Origin of the sequence: Rhizobium redzepovicii (assembly GCF_019793435.1) — a bacterium.
Classification (GTDB): Bacteria; Pseudomonadota; Alphaproteobacteria; order Rhizobiales; family Rhizobiaceae; genus Rhizobium; species Rhizobium redzepovicii.
Genome location: NZ_JAILYH010000021.1, coordinates 95,081 through 114,244, shown reverse-complemented (window position 1 = coordinate 114,244; position 19,164 = coordinate 95,081). Strand labels below are relative to the sequence as shown.

Below are 19,164 nucleotides of genomic sequence, written 5' to 3'. Positions count from 1 at the left end.
GTAGGGGACCGTGCGGGGGCAGGCGGGCACCGGCAAGAAAGGTGGCTGCGGCGAGAAGGATCGCCAGTATCGAAAGTTTTCTCAACGCATCCGTTTCCGTCATGTCGATTGCGTAGGGGTAACGCATTATGGCGATTTTCGTTGCAATTGCGCAACGTCAGGAAACATCGTTAAAACTTGATCAATTTATTCAACATATTTTGCCGGTTTATGTTGACAGAACTTATCATGTTTTTTATGCGGCAAAAAGAGGGCGGAATTCTGCATCGCCTTCATCCGCAAAAGCCCAGCCAGCCCCTCGAGCGTTCGACGCGCCACGACCAGCCAGCCCGGTAATCATCATTTAGAGGGTAGGTTATGATCGTCCGGTATTGGCGCTCGGTGCTATTGGTCTGCACGGCAGCCGCATATGTTCTTCCAGTTTCGCAGTCTTTCGCGCAAAGCGCCGCGGCAACCACGCCGCAAGCGACGACGGATGACAGCACCGTCCTGCAGAAGATCGTCGTCAAAGGCAAACGCGTGGCGCCGGGCAGCGTCGCCGACACGCCGCTTGCAACGGAGATCACCGACAAGCAACTCGACGAGAAACAGGTCACCAATCTCGAAGACCTCGGACGCAGGGTCGATCCCGGCGTGAACTTCTCCCGCGGCGATGCCGGCGTCAATCTGCGCGGCCTCTCCGGCGCACGCATCCTGACCGTGGTGGATGGCATTCCAATCCCCTATCTCTCGAACAGCGCACGCCAGGGTGCATTTGCGCCGGCCAACGCCAACGGCGGCGGTGACACGTTCGATTTCAACTCTCTGTCGTCGCTCGATATCGTGCGCGGCGCGGATTCCAGCAAGGGCGGCTCGGGCATGCTCGGTGGTGCGATCGTCGTCAACACGCTGGAGCCGGAGGATATCATTCCGGAAGGCCGTGACTGGGGTGCGATCGTCAAGTCTACCTATGACAGCGAAGATAGCAGCCTTTCCGGCTCGGCGGCCGCGGCGAAGAAGATCGGCGGCACGTCAATCCTGTTTCAGGGCGGCTACCGCAAGGGCCATGAGCGGGCGAACATGGGCAACACCGACGTCTATGGCCGGTATCGCACCGAGGCCGATCCCGCCGATTTCGACCAGCACAACCTGCTCTTCAATCTCCGCCAGGACCTGGAAGGCGGTCATCGCATCGGCCTGACGGCGGAACGGTTCCGCCGGGATCTCCAGACAGACCTGAGAGATCTGCAGGGAACCGGACGCACCTACATGATCGACAACTATGACGGCCGCGAACTGCGCGACCGCGATCGTGTATCGCTCGACTATGACTATGAAGCACAGTCCTCGGATGCATTCTTCACCAGCGCACGGGCCGTCCTTTACTGGCAGGATCTGAAAAAGGAGTCGGGCAGCAAGGGACGCACAGCGGCCAATGTCGCCTACGGCCGCAACAACGAGATCGAAAATAAGACCTGGGGCTTCCACGGCACGGTCACCAAAGATTTCGAATATTCGAACGTCCGCCATTCGGTAAAGGCAACGCTCGACGCGACGACGTCGGCCTGGAGCCAGTACAGCTCCGCGCTTTGCCCGACGCCGACCACGTGCCCCTCGCTCAACAACCAGTCGGAAGTGCCGGATGTTGACAGCAAGACGATGGGCCTGTCGATCGAGGACAAAATCGAGTTCGGCGATACGAATTTTGCGCTGACGCCGGGCATTCGTTTCGACTGGTTCAGCTATGATCCGTCGACGGGTGGCGGTTTCGCCAGCAACCCCGCGCTTGCAAAATTCGGTGCGCTGTCCGATCGCAGCGATCAGCATGCTTCGCCGAAGGTGCTTGCCACCTACGAGCTGACACCCGATGTGCAACTCTACACCCAGTTGTCGTCGGCCTTCCGCGCCCCGACTGTCGACGAACTCTATAGCCGCTTCTACAATGCGGGCGGCAATTATGCCCAGCTCGGCAATCCCGACCTGAAGCCCGAGACCGGCTACGGTGTCGAAATGGGCGCCAATTTCGACACAGGCGATTTCAACGGTCGTCTGGCGCTCTTCCACAACCGGTACCACAACTTCATTGAAACGGTGACGAGCGTCAACGCCTCCACCGGTATCACCGAGTTCAACTATACCAACATCAGCAGTGTGACGATCTCGGGTGTCGAAGCGAGCGCCGACAAGACGTTCAATAACGGCATCAACCTGCACGCCGCACTTGCCTATGCTTACGGCAGGAACGAGGAAACCGCCCAGCGCCTGCGCTCGGTGGCGCCCTTCAAGGCGATCGTCGGCGGTGGCTGGAGCAACGAGACTTTCGGCTTCGACCTTTCCTCGACGCTTGCGGCGGGCATGCTCACCGATCATCTCAAGACTGTCGGCTCGACCGCCGATACGACCTTCGATGCGCCCGGCTATGCAATCGTCGACCTGACCGGCTGGTGGACGCCGGAACAGGTGCCGGGCCTGCGCGTTCAAGCCGGCGTCTACAACATCTTCGACCAGGAATATTTCAATGCGCTCGCCGTGCGGGACGTCAATCTTGTCTCGACGGCATCGCAGCCGCGCGATTGGTATTCCGAGCCTGGCCGTACCTTCAAGGTCTCGCTCACCAAGACCTTCTGATTGTCGATACGCCTTCGAGGCTGGGGAGAGGGCGGCTTTCGGGCCGCCTCTTTCATTCGCGCAATCGCCTCTTGCGCGGCGGCTGATCTCAGGCTAACAATTTTTCCATGATCAAGTCCTTGAACATTGCTGTTTGGTGGTGGGCTCGCTAAGGCGGCCTCGACCAATCGTGTCCAAAGACGACGACGAGTGAGCCGCCCGAAACTTCGAGGCGGCTTTTTTATTTATCGCCGCCTGTCGTCCGGGCCCCGATAACGGAGTGGAACAATGGTAACGATCCTGCGGGATGATGGTGCGGAAATCTACGAGACCAAGGGCGGGATATCGGTCACGCGGCAGCGGCGTGCGATCCCCTACGGCGACGCGGTCTCTTCCTATATCGACAAGCTCGATGAGCGCCGCGGTGCGGTGTTCTCGTCGAACTACGAATATCCGGGCCGTTATACGCGCTGGGATACCGCCGTCGTCGATCCGCCGCTCGGCATCTCCTCCTTCGGGCGCGATGTCTGGATCGAGGCCTATAACGAGCGCGGCGAGGTGCTTCTCGGCTTCGTGACCGAGCGGCTGAAGACGGTCTCCGACCTCGTGCTCGGCGCTTCCTCCGCCCGGCGCCTCGACCTTTCCGTCAAGACGCCGGACCGGGTGTTCACCGAGGAAGAGCGCTCGAAGATGCCGACGGTCTTCACCGTGCTGCGCGCCGTTACCGACCTCTTCTATTCGCACGCGGATGCGAGCCTCGGGCTCTACGGCGCCTTCGGCTACGACATCGCCTTCCAGTTCGACGCAATCGATCTGAAGTTGACGCGGCCCTCCGACCAGCGCGACATGGTGCTTTACCTGCCCGACGAGATCCTCGTCGTCGACAATTACGCCGCCAAGGCCTGGATCGACCGTTACGATTTCGAAAAGGGCGGCGTGACGACCGAGGGCAAGGCGCAGGATATTGCGCCGGAGCCTTTCAAGCACACGGATGCCATTCCGCCGAAGAGCGATCACCGGCCGGGCGAATATGCCGAGCTCGTCACCAAGGCGAAGGAAAGTTTCCGCAAGGGCGACCTCTTCGAAGTCGTGCCGGGGCAGAAATTCATGGAGCGCTGCGACAGCAAGCCTTCCGACATTTCCAGGCGGCTGAAGGCGATCAACCCGTCGCCCTATTCCTTCTTCATCAATCTCGGCAGCCAGGAATATCTGGTCGGCGCATCGCCCGAAATGTTCGTGCGCGTGTCCGGCCGCCGCATCGAGACCTGCCCGATTTCGGGCACGATCAAACGCGGCGACGATCCGATCGCCGACAGCGAGCAGATCCTGAAGCTTTTGAATTCCAAGAAGGACGAATCCGAGCTGACCATGTGCTCCGACGTCGATCGCAACGACAAGAGCCGCGTCTGCGAACCCGGCTCGGTCAAGGTGATTGGCCGCCGGCAGATCGAGATGTATTCGCGCCTGATCCATACGGTCGACCACATCGAAGGGCGGCTGCGCGACGATATGGATGCCTTCGACGGTTTCCTCAGCCACGCCTGGGCCGTCACCGTCACTGGCGCGCCGAAGCTCTGGGCGATGCGCTTCATCGAGAGCCATGAAAAGAGCCCGCGCGCATGGTATGGTGGGGCGATCGGCATGGTCGGCTTCAACGGCGATATGAATACCGGTTTGACGCTACGCACCGTGCGCATCAAGGACGGCATCGCCGAGGTGCGCGCCGGCGCGACGCTGCTCAACGATTCCATTCCAGAGGAAGAAGAAGCCGAAACAGAATTGAAGGCCTCCGCCATGCTTTCCGCCATCCGCGATGCCAAAACGGGCAATTCCGGCAAGATCCAGCGCGACGTCGCAAGCGTCGGCAAGGGTGTCAGCATCCTGTTGATCGATCATGAGGACAGCTTCGTTCACACGCTCGCCAATTATTTCCGCCAGACCGGGGCGACGGTTTCGACCGTGCGCACGCCGGTGCCGGACGAGATCTTCGACCGGCTGAATCCTGACCTCGTCGTGCTGTCGCCGGGACCCGGAACGCCCAAGGATTTCGACTGCAAGGCGACGATCAAGAAGGCGCGGGCGCGCAACCTGCCGATCTTCGGCGTCTGCCTCGGCCTGCAGGCGCTCGCCGAAGCCTATGGCGGGGAACTGCGCCATCTGGCCCTGCCGATGCACGGCAAGCCGTCGCGCATCCGCGTGCTGGAGCCGGGCATCGTCTTCTCCGGCCTGTCGAAGGAAGTGACGGTCGGCCGTTATCACTCGATCTTCGCCGATCCTTCGACGCTGCCGCGCGAGTTCATCATCACGGCGGAAAGCGAAGACGGTACGATCATGGGCATCGAACATGAGAAGGAGCCGATCGCCGCAGTGCAGTTCCATCCGGAATCGATCATGACGCTCGGCGGCGATGCCGGTATGCGGATGATCGAAAATGTCGTGGCGCATCTGGCCCGCAAGGCGAAGACGAAGGCTGCTTGATGGCTATCCGCCCCGCCCTTCCTTGTCACGGGAAGGGCGGGCGGCCATTCAGCGGTTGACTTTATCGTGCAAATCAGAACATTTCAGGAACGATTAACCGGGAATTATCGCCGTGGCCAATGCTGAAAAGTTCATCGTGCTCCCTTACCGCAAGAACCGCGGCAATCTTGTGCCCGGCGAAATGCGCCAGGCGTCGAACTCCGTCAGCGCTGAAAAGATCGCCTCGGCGATGGCTGAGCGGTTCGTCGGCGTGGCGGCCTATGCCGTGATCGTCGACGAAGAAACCGGCGACATGTCCTCACCGCGACTGCTCGCCCGATATGGCGAGATTGCTGATCTCAACGCCGCCTGAGTCGCCGTTTTCGCTGTGGAAACGTCGCTCTACCTGCCGGTCAAAACTTTCCTCGAAGCGGCCGGTTATGTCGTGAAGGGCGAGGTCGCCGGATGCGATCTCGTCGGCTTGAGCGAGGGCGAGCCGCCGGTCGTGGTGGTCTGCGAACTGAAACTTTCCTTCAACCTCGAACTGCTTCTCCAGGCAGTCGACCGCGCCGCCATCAGCGATGAAGTCTGGATCGCGGCCCGCGTTTCGGCCAAGGGGCGTGGGCGGGAGGCCGATAAACGTTACCGCGACCTCTGTCGACGGCTCGGCATCGGCATGCTCGGCGTCTCCGACGGCGGTGAGGTCAGCGTCATCGTCAGTTCCGTCTCGCCGATGCCGCGCACCAATCCGAAGCGGCGCACGCGCCTCGTCAAGGAGCATCAGCGCCGCCGCGGCGATCCTGCCGTTGGCGGCGGCTCGCGGGCGCCGATCATGACCGCCTACCGTCAGCAGGCGCTGCTTTGCGCTTCGGCACTCGATCGGGGAATCGTAAGGCCTCGAGATATGAAGGCGCTGACGTCAAAGGCCGGTCCGATCCTGCGCGACAACGTCTATGGATGGTTCGAGCGCCAGGAAAAGGGCGTCTACGCGCTGACGCCGGCAGGGCAGGCCGCTCTCCTGCGCTGGCCGCAGGCTGACCTTTCCTACCCGATCGGCTGAGTCGCGCCGCAAGGCAGCTTTCCGGCGAGGGGCGGCAACGCCTGTGAACGGAGTGGCATTCTCCTTTGACAAATCCATCATCATCGCCCATATCACCCTCAACTGGGCCGCCTGCGCGACATTCGCGTGGGCGGTTTTGCGTTTCAATGGCTTGGACCCTGCAATTCATTCGCAACCGCAGGAGGACGATATGAGTGACAACGGCGATCTTACGGTTAGGACGCTGGCGATGTGGGGCATTCCGCTGTCGCTCGGCGTCATGGGCCTGAAGATGGTGGCTTGGTGGGTCACCGGATCGGTGGCGCTGCTGTCGGACGGGCTCGAATCGACGGTCAACGTCGTTGCCGCCTTCATCGCCTTTTTCGTCATTCGCTATGCGCAGAAGCCGGCCGATCACGACCATCCCTTCGGCCATCACAAGGCGGAATATCTGTCGGCGGTCACCGAGGGCGTACTGATCGTGGTCGCCGCACTCCTGATCGTCAACGAGGCGATCGGCTACCTCGCCGAGCCCCGCATGCTCGATGCGCCGGTGCTCGGGCTTGCGATCAATTTCGCGGCCGGTGTCATCAATGCGGTCTGGGCGCGGCTGCTGATCCGGACCGGGCGCAAACATCGCTCGGCCGCACTTGCCGCGGACGGGCAGCATATCTTGTCGGATGTGGTGACCTCCGTCGGCGTGCTCGCCGGCCTGCTGCTGGCGCTGGCGACCGGTTATGCGATCTTCGATCCGGTGCTTGCCATTCTGGTTGCCGTCAACATCATCTACCAGGGCTGGAAGGTGATCTCGCAATCGATCGGAGGGCTGATGGACCAGGCCGTTGAGCCGCGCGAGGAGGAGGCGATCAAGCAGGCGATCGCCACCCATGCGTCAGGCTCGATCGGCGTACACGACCTGAAGACCAGGCGGGCCGGCGCCGTCACCTTCATCGATTTTCACATGGTGGTTCCCGGCACTATGTCGGTGCGGCAGGCGCATGATATATGCGACCGCCTTGAGGATGCCATCAGTGCGGTGCACGAGGGCGCCAAAATAGCCATTCACGTGGAGCCGGAGGGCGAAAAGGCCCATGGAATCCGCGTCAAAGTCGTCAAGGAGGCATGATGCCGAATACCGATGTTTCCAGCCTTTCGATGCTGGGCCAGCAAACCGAAACCGCACAATCGCCGGAGCAGGCAGTGCTTGAAAAAGTGCCGTCCAACCATGCCGGCACCGATTACGTCGTGCGCTTCACCGCGCCGGAATTCACTTCGCTCTGCCCGATGACCGGACAGCCGGATTTCGCCCATATCGTCATCGATTACATTCCGGGCGAATGGCTGGTGGAATCGAAGTCGCTGAAGCTCTTCCTGCATTCCTTCCGCAATCACGGCGCTTTCCACGAGGATTGCTCGATCTACATCGCCAAGCGCATCGTCGAGCTGCTTGATCCCAAGTGGCTGAGGATCGGCGCCTACTGGTATCCGCGCGGCGGCATTCCGATCGACGTCTTCTGGCAGACCGGCAAGCCGCCGGAAGGTGTGTGGCTGCCGGAGCAGGGCGTCGCCACCTATCGCGGACGTGGGTGAGCCGCGGTCGGGCGCAGCCCGAGCAATCGATCCAGTGAATCGATTGCAGCGGCGAACGCCCTGAGCCCAAGCGAAGGGCCGGGATACGGTGCGGCAATCGAATACCAATTGCCACCCATCCTTGTCGGTTGAACCTCAAACATCCGTAACGTCGTCACTAGACGAGTCATCGCTGTAATCGTCGCCGTCGTCATAATCGGCCTGCTGCACATTGTCGTTGTCGTTATTATCGGCCGCATTGTCGGACGCCTGGCCAGTGTCGTCATTGCCATAATAATTGTTGATGACGGTTTCCTCGGTAGGCGCGCTGGCATTGCCGAAAGGGTTGGCGCCGAAGGGCGAGCCCCAGCCGAGCGAGGACATGTGATTGCCGAAGATGCCGCTCAGCGAATTGGCAAGCAGCATGCCGCCGGCAACGCCGGCTGCCGTGCCGAGCGCGCCGCGCAGGAAGCTGCCGCCGGCGGACGGCGCATAGGCCTGCTGGCTCCAGGGGCCGGTTGGTTGTTGCTGCTGCGGCTGGCGGCCATCGCGGTCGCAGCCGCGGGAATCGTCGTAGGCGCGGGACTGCTGACCCCAGGGACCGTGATTGGAAGGGACGGGTGCCGGCTGCTGCGTCTGGGTGTTGCCGAAGATCGAGCTCAGGAAGCCGCCGCCCTGTTCGGCCTGGCGGTGCTCACTCGCGCCGGCTTCCAGCTGGCGGACATGCTCTTCGAGTTCCTTGATATGATTGGCGGCCGCTTCCAGTCCCTTTTCCTGAACGATGACGGCCTGGGCGAGATAATAGGTGGCGGAGGGCTGTTCGCGCGTTGCCTGGTCGATCAGGGCCTCGGCGTCGCGGTCGCGCGGCTGGGCCGCTGCTGTGCGCACACGGTCGAAGAGGGCGGTCAGCAATTGGCGTTCTTCGGGTGACATGTCTGCCTCCTGTTGGTCCGAAGCGCTCTCGTATCCGACCGGACGCGTAAAGCGCTCCATGGTTTTTCGGTGCAGCTATCGCTGCGTGAGGTTGAGGTAGGAACCGATTCAGGCTTTTCAAAGCCTTTCACCGTTACATTTCAGTAAGGCTTGCAGAACGGCCCGCGGCTTCTTAAGGATATCTCCATCGCTTCGGTGCCTTGTGTTTTTCCCACATTGTTTTAGGCATTGAGTCGCACTATGTGCGGGGAAGCCGAATTCATCTCCAAGAGGTTCGAATGAACGACGAAGACCAGGACGACAAGACGAAGGAACTGCCGCTCGGCAAGGAAACGGAGGCGAATCTTTTCAAGTCGCGTTCGATCTTCATCTACGGACCGATCAATCAGGAATTGGCGCAGAAGGTCTGCTCGCAGCTTGTGGCGCTTGCCGCGGCCAGCGACGAAGACATCCGCATCTATGTGAATTCGCCCGGCGGTCACGTCGAATCCGGCGATTCCATTCATGACATGATCAAGTTCATCAAGCCGAAGGTCTGGATGATCGGCACGGGCTGGGTCGCCTCCGCCGGCGCGCTGATATATGTCGCCGCTCCGAAGGAGCAGCGCCTGTGCCTGCCGAACACCCGCTTCCTGCTGCACCAACCCTCGGGCGGCACGCGCGGCATGGCATCCGACATCGAGATCCAGGCACGGGAGATCATCAAGATGAACGAGCGCCTGAACAAGATCATGGCGGCAGCCACCGGCCAGCCGCTCGAAAAGATCGCCAAGGATACCGATCGCGATTACTGGCTGTCGGCCGAAGAGGCGAAGGACTATGGTCTCGTCTCGCGGATCGTGACGTCGCAGGCCGATATCTGAGTTTTCTCATGTAGTGTTATTGAACGCCCTCGCCTGCAGCAGCAGGCGAGGGCGTTTTGTTTCTGCCGGAAGACACAGGTGCTGAACGGAAGGAGCTGAATTCGGACTTGCGCGGGCGGCAACCGTCATGCTCCATGCGTCATTCCCGCAGTTCGAGTTCCGCCATGCTCAAAGATTTTTCCGTCCAGGCCTTGTTCATGGGGCTGCTGACCGCCTTCGTCGGCTCCGCCAGCTCCTTTGCCGTCGTGCTGCACGGGCTCGAGGCGGTCGGCGCCACGGATGCGCAGGCGGCCTCGGGGCTGATGGCGTTGTCTATCTCCATGGGCATCTGTGCGATCGTGCTCAGTGGGGTGACCCGGTTGCCGATCAGCATCGCGTGGTCGACGCCGGGTGCCGCACTGCTCGCAAGCACCGGGCCGATTGAGGGCGGCTTCAATGCGGCGGTCGGCGCATTCCTGATATGCGGCGCGCTGATCGTCGTCGCCGGGCTGTTCAAGCCGCTCGGCCGGGCGGTCGCCGCCATTCCGGCGCCGCTTGCCAATGCGATGCTCTCCGGCGTGCTGATCGGCCTCTGCTTCGCGCCGGTGAAGGCGATCAGCTTCAATCCCGTGCTCGGCCTGCCGATCGTCGTCGCCTGGATCGTCGTAGGCGCCTTCAAACGGCTCTGGGCGGTGCCGGCGGCACTCGCGGCCTTCGTGCTGGTGCTCACCTTCGGCGTCGATATTCCGGACGGCTCTCTCAGTTCGCTCGAACAATCGCTGGTGCCGGCGGCTGAAATCGTCCGGCCGGTGTTCAGTCTCGCCGGCCTTGTTTCGATCGCGCTGCCGCTGTTCATCGTCACCATGGCCTCGCAGAACATTCCGGGTATCGCCGTCTTGAAGGTCAACCACTACGATCCGAAGGCCGGTCCGCTCTTTGCCGTCACCGGCTTTTTCTCGCTGCTGTCGGCGCCGTTCGGCGGCCACGCCGTCAATCTGGCGGCGATCACGGCGGCAATGTGCGCCGGACAGGATGCCCACGCGGATCCGAAGCGGCGCTATTGGGCGTCGCTGACCGCCGGCGTCGGGTATGTCATCCTCGGGCTGCTTGCCGGCGCGGTGACGGCTTTCGTCGCGCTTGCGCCTCCGATCCTGATCGAGGCGGTGGCCGGGCTGGCGCTGGTCGGGGCTTTCTCCTCCTCGGCGATGTCGGCCTTCCAGGCGCCGGAGTCGCGCGAGGCGGCGGCGATCACCTTCCTCGTCACCGCCTCAGGCGTTTCCTTCGGCGGCATTTCCGGCGCTTTCTGGGGCCTGATCGCCGGCGGGCTGATGCTGGCGCTGTCGCGGCTGGTGAGCGTTTGGAAAGACCGACGCCAGCCGCGGTAGCGGAATGGCGCTGCGCCTTCGGCGGCCAAAAGCCCGAGCAAGGGCTTGCCAGTTTCCCGGCCCAAGGTTATAAGCGCGGCCATGAAGACCACTGGCGCCAGAATTTCAGACACGATTGCACGCGGCCGCATCGCCCTGCGTGACAATACGCGCGCCTTGACCTCGCTTCTTCTCCTCGGCCTTACGCGCGGTTGCCGGGTCCTTTGAGGAGCGCCCGGCGGCCGAAAGCCCGCCCGGCGATTGCTCCTCGCGATTCATTTTCAAAATTGACCTAACGACCGACAAAGGTCCGCATTTGTTTATCGCCAAGCCTGACACGATCGGCTAAGAGCGGGGCAAATGCCGGGACGAGGAGACGATACGATGAATGCAAAGACGCAATTCTCCGAGGGAAAAACGGCCTCCGCAAAAGGCATGCCTGACGCTGCGGTGAAATACCGGGCCTATCCGCAGGTAAACATTCCCGACCGCACCTGGCCGACCAAGACCATCACCAAGGCGCCGGTTTGGTGCTCAGTCGACCTGCGTGATGGCAACCAGGCGCTGGTCGACCCGATGGGCCACGACCGCAAGGCGCGGATGTTCCAGCTGCTGCTGGAGATGGGCTTCAAGGAAATCGAGATCGGTTTCCCCTCCGCTTCGCAGACCGATTTCGATTTCGCCCGCTGGTGCGTGGAAGAGGGCAACGTGCCCGCCGACGTCTCCCTGCAGGTGCTGGTCCAATGCCGCCCGGAACTCATCACCCGCACCTTCGAAGCACTGGAAGGCGCAAACCGGCCAATCGTACATTTTTACAACTCGACCAGCGAGCTGCAGCGCCGCGTCGTCTTCGCCAAGGATGTGCAGGGCATCAAGCAGATCGCCGTCGATGCTGCCAAGATGATTACCGACATGGCCGTCAAGGCAGGCGGCGGCTACCGTTTCGAATATTCGCCCGAGAGCTTTACCGGCACGGAACTCGAAGTGGCGCTGGAAATCTGCAATGGCGTCATCGAGGTGGTCAAGCCGACGCCCGATAACAAGCTGATCATCAACCTGCCGTCCACCGTCGAGATGGCGACGCCGAACGTCTATGCCGACCAGATCGAGTGGATGTGCCGCAATCTCGACAATCGCGAGAATCTGATCATCTCCCTGCACCCGCATAACGACCGCGGCACCGGCATCGCCGCTGCCGAACTGGCATTGCTGGCAGGCGCCGACCGTGTCGAAGGCACGCTCTTCGGCAATGGTGAGCGCACCGGCAATGTCGACATGGTGACGATGGCGTTGAACATGTTCACGCAAGGGGTCGATCCCGAGATCGACTGCTCGAACATTGAGCGTATCAAGGAAGTGTTCGAATATTCCAACCAGATGGCGATCGGCGAGCGTCATCCTTACGTCGGCGAGCTGGTCTATACGGCCTTCTCGGGCTCGCATCAGGATGCGATCAACAAGGGTATGAAGGCGGCGCAGGTCGCCAACCACCCCGTCTGGGAAGTGCCGTACCTGCCGATCGATCCGCGTGACGTCGGCCGTTCCTACGAGGCGATCATCCGCATCAACTCGCAGTCCGGCAAGGGCGGCATCGCCTATATTCTGCAGCAGGATTACGGGCTGAACCTGCCGCGCAACCTGCAGGTGGAGTTCCGCGAGGATATCCAGCGCATTACCGACGTCGAGGGCAAGGAGCTTCCTTCAAAGCGGATCTACGACCGTTTCATCGAGCGCTACGTGACGCAGCCCGATGGACGCCTCAAATTCGCCGACCACCACACCTATCCCGATACCGAGCACAAGGGCCAGCGGATCGTGGCGGCCGAGATCACCGACAATGGCGAGATCAAGCGCATCGAAGGGCGCGGCAACGGTCCGATCGACGGCTTCATCAATGCACTGTCGCATTATCTCGGCATCGAGATGTCGGTAGAGGATTATTCCGAGCATTCTCTGCAGCACGGCTCGAACGCGGCGGCGATCTCCTACGTCGAGACCTCCTATCCCGGCGGCAAGCTCTTCGGCGCCGGCATCAATACCAACATCGTCGCGGCATCGCTGGAAGCGATCGTCTCGGCGGCCAACCGCGTGCTCGATGTGAAGGCCGGCAAGGCTTGATCTTCGATGGAATCAGGCCGCGATCGCTTCGGTGCGGCGCGGTCTGATGAGGAGATTGGCTTCGTTGAGTCTTCGGTGAGCGCTAGCCAATGAAAGGCGTGCCATGCGGCTCCCTCATCCGCCCTACGGGCACCTTCTCCCCGAGGGGACAAGAGGGGAGCAAGCTTTCTGCCCTGCCTTCCCACTGCAGACGTTTTAAGAGCGAGAGGTTGCCGCATGTCTCTTCTCCCTTGGGGAGAAGGTGCCGGCAGGCGGATGAGGGGATGCTGATTTGCCATGGTGCCACCTCAGCTCCGCAGGCGGTAATTATTCGCCACGGACGACAGCCGGCATCATATCGCCGTAGCGATCTTCATGGCGAGCTGGCCGAGGGCCGCCTCGGCGGAGGGGCCGGCAAGCACGTAGGAGGTGCCGGCATTGTGCCATGTCACCAGACCGATCTCGTCCTTGATGGTTTCTTTGAAGTCGTCGGTCTCCGGTGGCTGTGCGTCCTTGCGGAAGCAGATGGAGATGACGTCGCCGTCCGCGTTGGAATAGACGAGCTGGCCGACAGGGCGGCTGTCGCCGAGGATGACGCGCGCGCCCTGGAAGGTCCAGGCTTCGGCGCTGAGATCAGGCACGCGGAAGGGCACGCCGATCGCGGTCGTCAGCCAGCTGGAGATTTCCTCGGCCTGCGAGGCGGGCACTTCGACGAGATGGCGAGGCTGGCGGATCAGCAGGCGCTGATAGGCGGTGACGTCGCCCAGCCAGTCGCTGGTATTGGCAGGCGCCGTCGCGGAGGTCGTGGTGGCGATTTCGTCGGCATCCGGGCTAGTGCCGACGAAATAGCCGATACCGCAACCGACGGCGAAGAGAATAAGCGCGGCGGCCAGCGCCTGCGGGCCGCTCGGCGCCAGTTTCACCGGCGGGCGCGTGGCGCGCTGCGCGATCGGTGTCTTCGGCGGCTGCGTGCTCTTGATCGAGCGGACGAGGGCGAGAGGCACAGGCTCCTTCAGGATGTCGTCGAGACGGCGGCGGCCGAAATCGGCGCCGTGGCGCAGTTTCTCGTGCAGCCGTCGCGCATTCTCGTCGGTTGCCAGGCGCTGCTCCAGTTCGTGGCGCTGTTCGGGCGAGACCTCGCCATCGAGAAGGGCGGTAAGCTGGGCTTCGAGCGGCAATTTCCTAAGATCGAGCAATTCAGTACCTGTGGATCGGGTGGGTGCCGGAAAGTCCGGCAAAATGCAGCCTTGCCGTCGCGAGCTGTGAGACGACATTTGCCACTGGCGTGCCCATGATGTCGGCCGCCTGCTGGTAGCTGTGGCCTTCGACGTCGACGAGCAGGAACATGCTGCAAAGGCCGTCCGGCATATCGGCGATCATGCGATGAATGGCGTCGGGATCGACTGCAGCCGAGCGCTCGCGCGCGGCGTCGCGAATATCCGTGACGTTGCCGCGGACGGAAGCCTTCGGCTTGCGCTTGCGGCTATCGTCGGTCCATTGCTGGCGAGCGAGCGTGTAGATCCAGCTTTCCAGGCGGCCTTCACCACTCCATTGATGGCCCTTTGCGATGGCGCGCTGACAGACGGCCTGTACGAGTTCGTCGGCCACGGCGGCCTCACCCGCGAGCGTGATCGCGAAGCGGCGAAGGCGGGGCAGAAGGCCGACGAGATCACGCCGGAGATCGATGGTCGTTGCGGGTTGACGCATTGTCTATCCAAGAAGCATTCACAATGGTTTCGCGGACGATGGGTTCGCCTCGGCCGCGAAGCCGGCCTTATCGACGCCGCATGTGCTTTATGAAGCAAGTCTCCTGCACTTCGCAAGCATCCGGCTGTCTTCATCCCCTTTTCTCAAAGGATTTTCGTATTGTGGCCCACAAAACTTGCGTCAATATGTCTTGTAGCCGTTCAAGCTTTGCAGCAGAGCGCGATAGGCCCATGTCCCTTCGCCGCCGCGATCGCGGATTTCGACGAGCTGGACACGGGCGCCCTGGATGTCTCCCTGTTCCACCAGCGCCATGCCCATGTAGGAGCGGGCAAGGATGTAGTTCTCATCCGCCTGCAGCGCCTTGCGGTAGTAGGACATGCCGAGTTCCATGCGGCCAGCCTTGCGATTGGCGTAGCCAAGATAGTTCAGGATGCGCGGGTCGTTCTGGTTGCGGGCGAGATTGAGCACGGTGATGGCATTGTCATACTGGCCGGCATAGGCAAATTCGCGGCCGAACTTATAGAGATCGTCGTCGTTGAAGCTGCTCTTCTTCGGGTTGACGCATTCCTTCTTGGCTTTGTCCCAGACCTTGCCGCCGGTGCAGGTCTTGGTCGTCTGGGTCTTCGGCGGCGGATTGGTGTCATCGTTGTTGTCGCCCACCGCGAAAGCAGCTGTGGCGATGCCGAAGGCAAAGCCGGCGGCGAGCGAAAGTCTGGACAGGTGACGGAAGGAAGAAGTCATTGGCGGGCTCCGTTCTGAGGCGATGCGTTGGCCGGATTGTACGCTTACCGCTAAAAATACCAAGAGGGTAAGCGGCCGCCATGGCAATTGCTGCGGCGATGGCCGGGCCTCCTCTGATATCGGTTCAAGTGTTGGAGGAAAAGAGTCCGGAGCCGGCGCTAACGCGCGAAAATATCTGCGCTTTCCGCCATCACGGCATCGCCGGACCGGTTGACGCTGAAGCGTTCGCCGCTGAGTTCCCAGGCGCCGGGAGATCCGTCGATGGAGAAGAGGTTGTAGGCGGCGGGTGGCTTGATGCTGCCCGGTCCTTGCGAGGCGGAGGCGATGCCGACGACGGGCACCGGCTGCACCTGGCCGCGCAGCCAGTGCAGCGTGTTCAGGTGCGTGTGTCCGTGCAACACAAGTTCGGCGCCGCCGGTCGAAATCACCGCGGCGAAGCGGCGGATGCCGATCATCCGCTTGTAGAAGGTCGTGGCGCCGCGGATCGGCGGATGATGGATCATCACGACCCGGAAGAGACCGGCTTCGCCGGCCGCTCGCAGCATGTTGACGGTATCGCGGGCCTGGCGCGCACCGAAAAAGCCGGAGGCGGCAAAGGGAGGGGTGGCGACCGCCGTCGAGCAGCCGACGATCGCGACTTTGTCGCGGATGCGCAGATAGGGAAAAATATGGCGGTCTTCCTGCCATTGCGGCGGGGAGAGATCGCCGCGGACATACTCGTACCAGGCGCGCATCGACTTCTCGTAGGCCCCGGGCACATAGGCGTCGTGATTACCGGGAACCACCGAGGTGTCGGCCGGATCGCCAAGCGCGCGCAGCCAGGCGGCGGCGGCGCGGATCTCGATACCGCTCGCGAGATTGACGAGGTCGCCGGTGACTGCCAGATGATCCGCCTCGTGGGCGCGGATGTCGTCGAGCAACAGATCCAGCGTGCTGCCGAAAAGGTGCTTGCGTCGATTTCGATGCCAGTTCACAAAGCCCGTTATGCGTTTTGAAAACAGCTCCTGGATGGAAAGACGGGGTAACGGCCCGAGGTGGACGTCGGAAATATGCGCGAGCTTGAACATGCTACGAGACATAGACCAGCTTATTGACAAATCAAACACATCCGGCGCGATGAAGGGCTGAAACGGAACGATGGTGGATAAAGAAAAGCGGCCTCTTCATATCAGAACGGCCCTGCGCCTTCTGCATGTCTATTTCTCCTTCGCCCGCGGCATGACGATGGGCGTCAGGGCCGCCTGCTTCGATGCGGAGGGGCGGATTTTTCTGGTGCGCCACAGCTATATCGGCGGCTGGCACATGCCGGGCGGCGGGCTGGAACGCAACGAGACGGTCGAAGAAGCGCTGGCTAAGGAATTGCGCGAAGAGGGCAACCTCAGGATCATCGGCAAACCGCAACTGGTCCAGGTCTATTTCAACACCACGAATACTCGCCGCGACCATGTCGTGTTCTACCGGGCGAATGTCGAGCAGACGGCGCCGCGCCCGCCTGACTGGGAGATCTCCGACAGCGGCTTCTTCCGGCTCGACAGCCTGCCTGAGGGTACGACCAAGGCGACGCATCGCCGCCTTGCCGAGCTTCGAGGCGAGCAGGAGCCCGACCACCGCTGGTGAGGGCTCCACATTTTTTAAGCCGCGGCAAGCTTCGCACGTCCATGCGGGCTGTCGAGATCGAGCGCCGGGCCGACGGGAATGATGCCGGTCGGATTGATGGTCTTGTGGCTGCGGTAATAGTGCTGCTTGATATGCGTCAGGTTCACCGTCTCGGCAATGCCTGGCGTCTGATAGAGATCTCTTAAGTAGCCGGGCAGGTTGCGGTAGTCGGCGATCCGGCGGATGTTGCATTTGAAATGGCCGACATAGACCGGGTCGAAGCGCACCAGCGTCGTGAACAGGCGCCAGTCGGCTTCGGTCTGACGGTTGCCCAGGAGATAGCGGCCTTTGCCAAGACGTTCGTCGAGCATGTCGAGCGTTTCGAACAGCTTGCCGACATTTTCCTCATAGGCTTCCTGCGTGGTGGCAAAGCCCGCCTTGTAGACGCCGTTGTTGACGGTGTCGTAGACGGTGGCGTTCAGCGTGTCGATTTCGGCGCGGAGATCCTCGGGATAAAAATCGGTCTTCGAGCCGGTCAGCCCGTCGAAGGCGCTGTTGAACATGCGGATGATCTCGGCGGATTCGTTGCTGACGATCGTGCCGGTCTTTTTGTCCCACAGAACGGGAACGGTGACGCGGCCGGAATAATGCGGATCGGCCTTGACATAGATCTGCCAGAGCGTGGCTGAACCGAAGAGCTGGTCGCCGGTGGCGCCGTCGCCGACTTTGAATTCCCAGCCATTGTCGAGCATCAGCGGGTCGACGACCGAGACTGAGATCAGTTCCTCCAGCTTCTTCAGCTTGCGGAAGATCAGCGTGCGGTGCGCCCATGGGCAGGCAAGCGAGACATAGAGATGATAACGCCCGGCCTCGGCCTTGAAGCCGCCGCTGCCGGAAGGGCCGGCCTCACCGTCCGATGTCACCCAGTTGCGGAACTGCGAGGGCTGCCGCTTGAACTGGCCCTTGCTCTCCTTCGTGTCGTACCAGACATCATGCCAGACGCCGTCCACCAGCATTCCCATGATCTTCATTTCCTTTGGTTGCGTGTCGGGATCGAAGTTAGCTGAGATAGCGGGGCTTTGCAGGCGGTAAAGGTTGAACAGTGTGTCACGTTGTTTTGGCGCTGCATAATTTCCAGTGCTGTCGTGTGCATTTTGCGTTGGACGGCGGAAATTTTTCCTGCTATCGGCCTTTCACGGTTTTAGGATTCCTGCCCGATGTTCATTGCCAGAAACCCGCGACGACGCTGATGCTCCCGAACGCCCAAGGCGTGTTCGAGACCCATCAATCTGTCCATCCGGTTTCTGCCATCATGTACAAGCACGATCTCGTCTACCTCACCGAAGACGCGTCTCATGACGCCGCCATCGAACATATCAACGAAGAAGCTTTTGGGCCGGGCCGCTTCACGCGGGCGGCAGCGCGCATTCGCGAGCAGGGGCCGCACGATCTGTCGCTCTCCTTCATCTGCACCGATAATGGCGAGACGATCGCTTCCGTGCGCATGACGCCGGTGCTGGCCGGCACGGTGAAGGGCCATCTTCTCGGCCCGCTCGCCGTCCGTCCCTCGCACAAGAATCAGGGCATCGGCCGCGAACTGGTGCGGATCGCGGTGGAGGCGGCCAGACGCAAGGGCTCGGAAGCCGTGATCCTCGTCGGCGATCCGCCCTATTACGGCCCGCTCGGCTTCCAGAAGGTTGCCTACAACGCGCTTTCCTTTCCAGGCCCCGTCGATCCCGGCCGCGTGCTCGTCGTGCCGATCGCCGAGGATGCACACGAGCGGCTGAAGGGCATCATCGCCTGGCACGGATGATTTACAGACGTTTGCGGAGGAAGCTGCGCGTGCGGCCTTCCGGGAAATCCTCAAGCTCGCCGAAAACTTCATAGCCCTGGCGCAGATAAGCGCTGAGAGCCTGCGGGCTGAAGGTGTCGATCCAGGCGCCGCGGCATCCCCGTGCTTTCGCTTCTTCTTCGGCTTTTGCGAGGAGCTTGCCGGCGAGACCGGTGCCGCGCAACGTGTCGGGAATATAGAGCATCTGGGTGAAGAGCCAGCCCCAGGCGGTAAAGCCCGACAGGCCGCCGGTCAGCTTGCCGTCGGTATCGCGGATGAGAACGGCAAGCGGCCGGCGATCGGAGGGGCCGACATCACTCGCGTTGAAGGCGGAGAGCGCATCGGTGATCGCCGCCAGTTCCTCCGGCGAGGGTGAGGCGGTCAGCTCGAATTCCGACATCA

At 61.8% G+C, this 19,164-nt stretch carries 19 protein-coding genes; 12 read left to right on the top strand and 7 right to left on the bottom strand.

Features of this window, described 5'->3' with window-relative positions; all coding sequences use genetic code 11:
* Positions 1-128 precede the first annotated feature (128 nt).
* The 7 genes from K6N12_RS28340 (at position 129) to queF (ending at position 7,672) form a co-directional block, all read left to right on the top strand.
* On the top strand, positions 129-347 hold the full coding sequence (locus K6N12_RS28340) for a hypothetical protein (protein WP_131711509.1): 219 nt from the start codon (positions 129-131) through the stop codon (positions 345-347).
* Positions 348-357: 10 nt separating this feature from the next.
* Complete coding sequence (locus K6N12_RS28335; protein ID WP_097626636.1) at positions 358-2,607, top strand: TonB-dependent hemoglobin/transferrin/lactoferrin family receptor; 2,250 nt, start codon at positions 358-360, stop codon at positions 2,605-2,607.
* 267 nt (positions 2,608-2,874) lie between these two features.
* A complete protein-coding gene (locus K6N12_RS28330) occupies positions 2,875-5,064 on the top strand; it encodes an anthranilate synthase (RefSeq protein ID WP_097626638.1) in 2,190 nt (729 codons plus the stop codon).
* 112 nt (positions 5,065-5,176) lie between these two features.
* Positions 5,177-5,416, top strand: coding sequence for a hypothetical protein (locus tag K6N12_RS28325; RefSeq protein WP_003561395.1), 240 nt, complete (start codon positions 5,177-5,179; stop codon positions 5,414-5,416).
* 15 nt (positions 5,417-5,431) lie between these two features.
* Complete coding sequence (locus K6N12_RS28320; protein ID WP_097626640.1) at positions 5,432-6,103, top strand: DUF2161 domain-containing phosphodiesterase; 672 nt, start codon at positions 5,432-5,434, stop codon at positions 6,101-6,103.
* Positions 6,104-6,293: 190 nt separating this feature from the next.
* Complete coding sequence (gene emfA / locus K6N12_RS28315) at positions 6,294-7,208, top strand: CDF family cation efflux transporter EmfA (RefSeq protein WP_097626642.1); 915 nt, start codon at positions 6,294-6,296, stop codon at positions 7,206-7,208.
* On the top strand, positions 7,208-7,672 hold the full coding sequence (gene queF / locus K6N12_RS28310; protein WP_003581211.1) for a preQ(1) synthase: 465 nt from the start codon (positions 7,208-7,210) through the stop codon (positions 7,670-7,672). Before emfA ends, queF begins: the two co-directional genes overlap by 1 nt.
* A 135-nt stretch (positions 7,673-7,807) precedes the next feature.
* Here queF and K6N12_RS28305 read toward each other — a convergent pair whose 3' ends face one another.
* Positions 7,808-8,584, bottom strand: a complete 777-nt coding sequence (locus K6N12_RS28305; protein WP_097626823.1) for a DUF2076 domain-containing protein — start codon at positions 8,582-8,584, stop codon at positions 7,808-7,810.
* Positions 8,585-8,862: 278 nt separating this feature from the next.
* Between K6N12_RS28305 and K6N12_RS28300 the strand changes: the two genes are divergently transcribed.
* The 3 genes from K6N12_RS28300 to leuA all read left to right on the top strand — a co-directional run bounded on the left by K6N12_RS28300 (position 8,863) and on the right by leuA (position 12,908).
* Positions 8,863-9,447, top strand: coding sequence for an ATP-dependent Clp protease proteolytic subunit (locus K6N12_RS28300; RefSeq protein WP_097626644.1), 585 nt, complete (start codon positions 8,863-8,865; stop codon positions 9,445-9,447).
* A gap of 134 nt (positions 9,448-9,581) precedes the next feature.
* Complete coding sequence (locus K6N12_RS28295) at positions 9,582-10,811, top strand: benzoate/H(+) symporter BenE family transporter (RefSeq protein ID WP_097626646.1); 1,230 nt, start codon at positions 9,582-9,584, stop codon at positions 10,809-10,811.
* A gap of 363 nt (positions 10,812-11,174) precedes the next feature.
* Entirely contained in the window at positions 11,175-12,908 is a 1,734-nt protein-coding gene (gene leuA, locus K6N12_RS28290) for a 2-isopropylmalate synthase (RefSeq protein WP_097626648.1), read from the top strand.
* Positions 12,909-13,240: 332 nt separating this feature from the next.
* Here the strand turns inward: leuA and K6N12_RS28285 are convergent, their stop codons facing one another.
* The 4 genes from K6N12_RS28285 to K6N12_RS28270 form a co-directional block, all read right to left on the bottom strand.
* Positions 13,241-14,083 (bottom strand): anti-sigma factor family protein, encoded by an 843-nt coding sequence (locus K6N12_RS28285; RefSeq protein ID WP_097626650.1) that lies wholly within the window; start codon positions 14,081-14,083, stop codon positions 13,241-13,243.
* 1 nt (position 14,084) lies between these two features.
* Complete coding sequence (locus K6N12_RS28280) at positions 14,085-14,594, bottom strand: RNA polymerase sigma factor (RefSeq protein WP_097626652.1); 510 nt, start codon at positions 14,592-14,594, stop codon at positions 14,085-14,087.
* Between the two features lie 180 nt (positions 14,595-14,774).
* A complete protein-coding gene (locus tag K6N12_RS28275) occupies positions 14,775-15,335 on the bottom strand; it encodes a tetratricopeptide repeat protein (protein WP_097626654.1) in 561 nt (186 codons plus the stop codon).
* Positions 15,336-15,493: 158 nt separating this feature from the next.
* A complete protein-coding gene (locus tag K6N12_RS28270; RefSeq protein ID WP_054182557.1) occupies positions 15,494-16,402 on the bottom strand; it encodes a metallophosphoesterase family protein in 909 nt (302 codons plus the stop codon).
* Between the two features lie 70 nt (positions 16,403-16,472).
* Here K6N12_RS28270 and K6N12_RS28265 point away from each other — a divergent pair, with 70 nt between their 5' ends.
* Positions 16,473-16,952, top strand: coding sequence for an NUDIX domain-containing protein (locus tag K6N12_RS28265; RefSeq protein WP_097626656.1), 480 nt, complete (start codon positions 16,473-16,475; stop codon positions 16,950-16,952).
* 14 nt (positions 16,953-16,966) lie between these two features.
* Here the strand turns inward: K6N12_RS28265 and K6N12_RS28260 are convergent, their stop codons facing one another.
* Complete coding sequence (locus K6N12_RS28260; RefSeq protein ID WP_097626658.1) at positions 16,967-17,953, bottom strand: glutathione S-transferase family protein; 987 nt, start codon at positions 17,951-17,953, stop codon at positions 16,967-16,969.
* A gap of 227 nt (positions 17,954-18,180) precedes the next feature.
* On the opposite strand from K6N12_RS28260, the gene K6N12_RS28255 reads away from it, so the two are divergent.
* Positions 18,181-18,744 carry a GNAT family N-acetyltransferase gene (locus K6N12_RS28255; RefSeq protein ID WP_097626825.1) on the top strand — a complete coding sequence of 188 codons (564 nt, stop codon included), beginning with the start codon at positions 18,181-18,183 and terminating at the stop codon, positions 18,742-18,744.
* A gap of 1 nt (position 18,745) precedes the next feature.
* Here K6N12_RS28255 and K6N12_RS28250 read toward each other — a convergent pair whose 3' ends face one another.
* On the bottom strand, positions 18,746-19,162 hold the full coding sequence (locus tag K6N12_RS28250) for a GNAT family N-acetyltransferase (RefSeq protein WP_097626660.1): 417 nt from the start codon (positions 19,160-19,162) through the stop codon (positions 18,746-18,748).
* Positions 19,163-19,164: the final 2 nt, after the last annotated feature.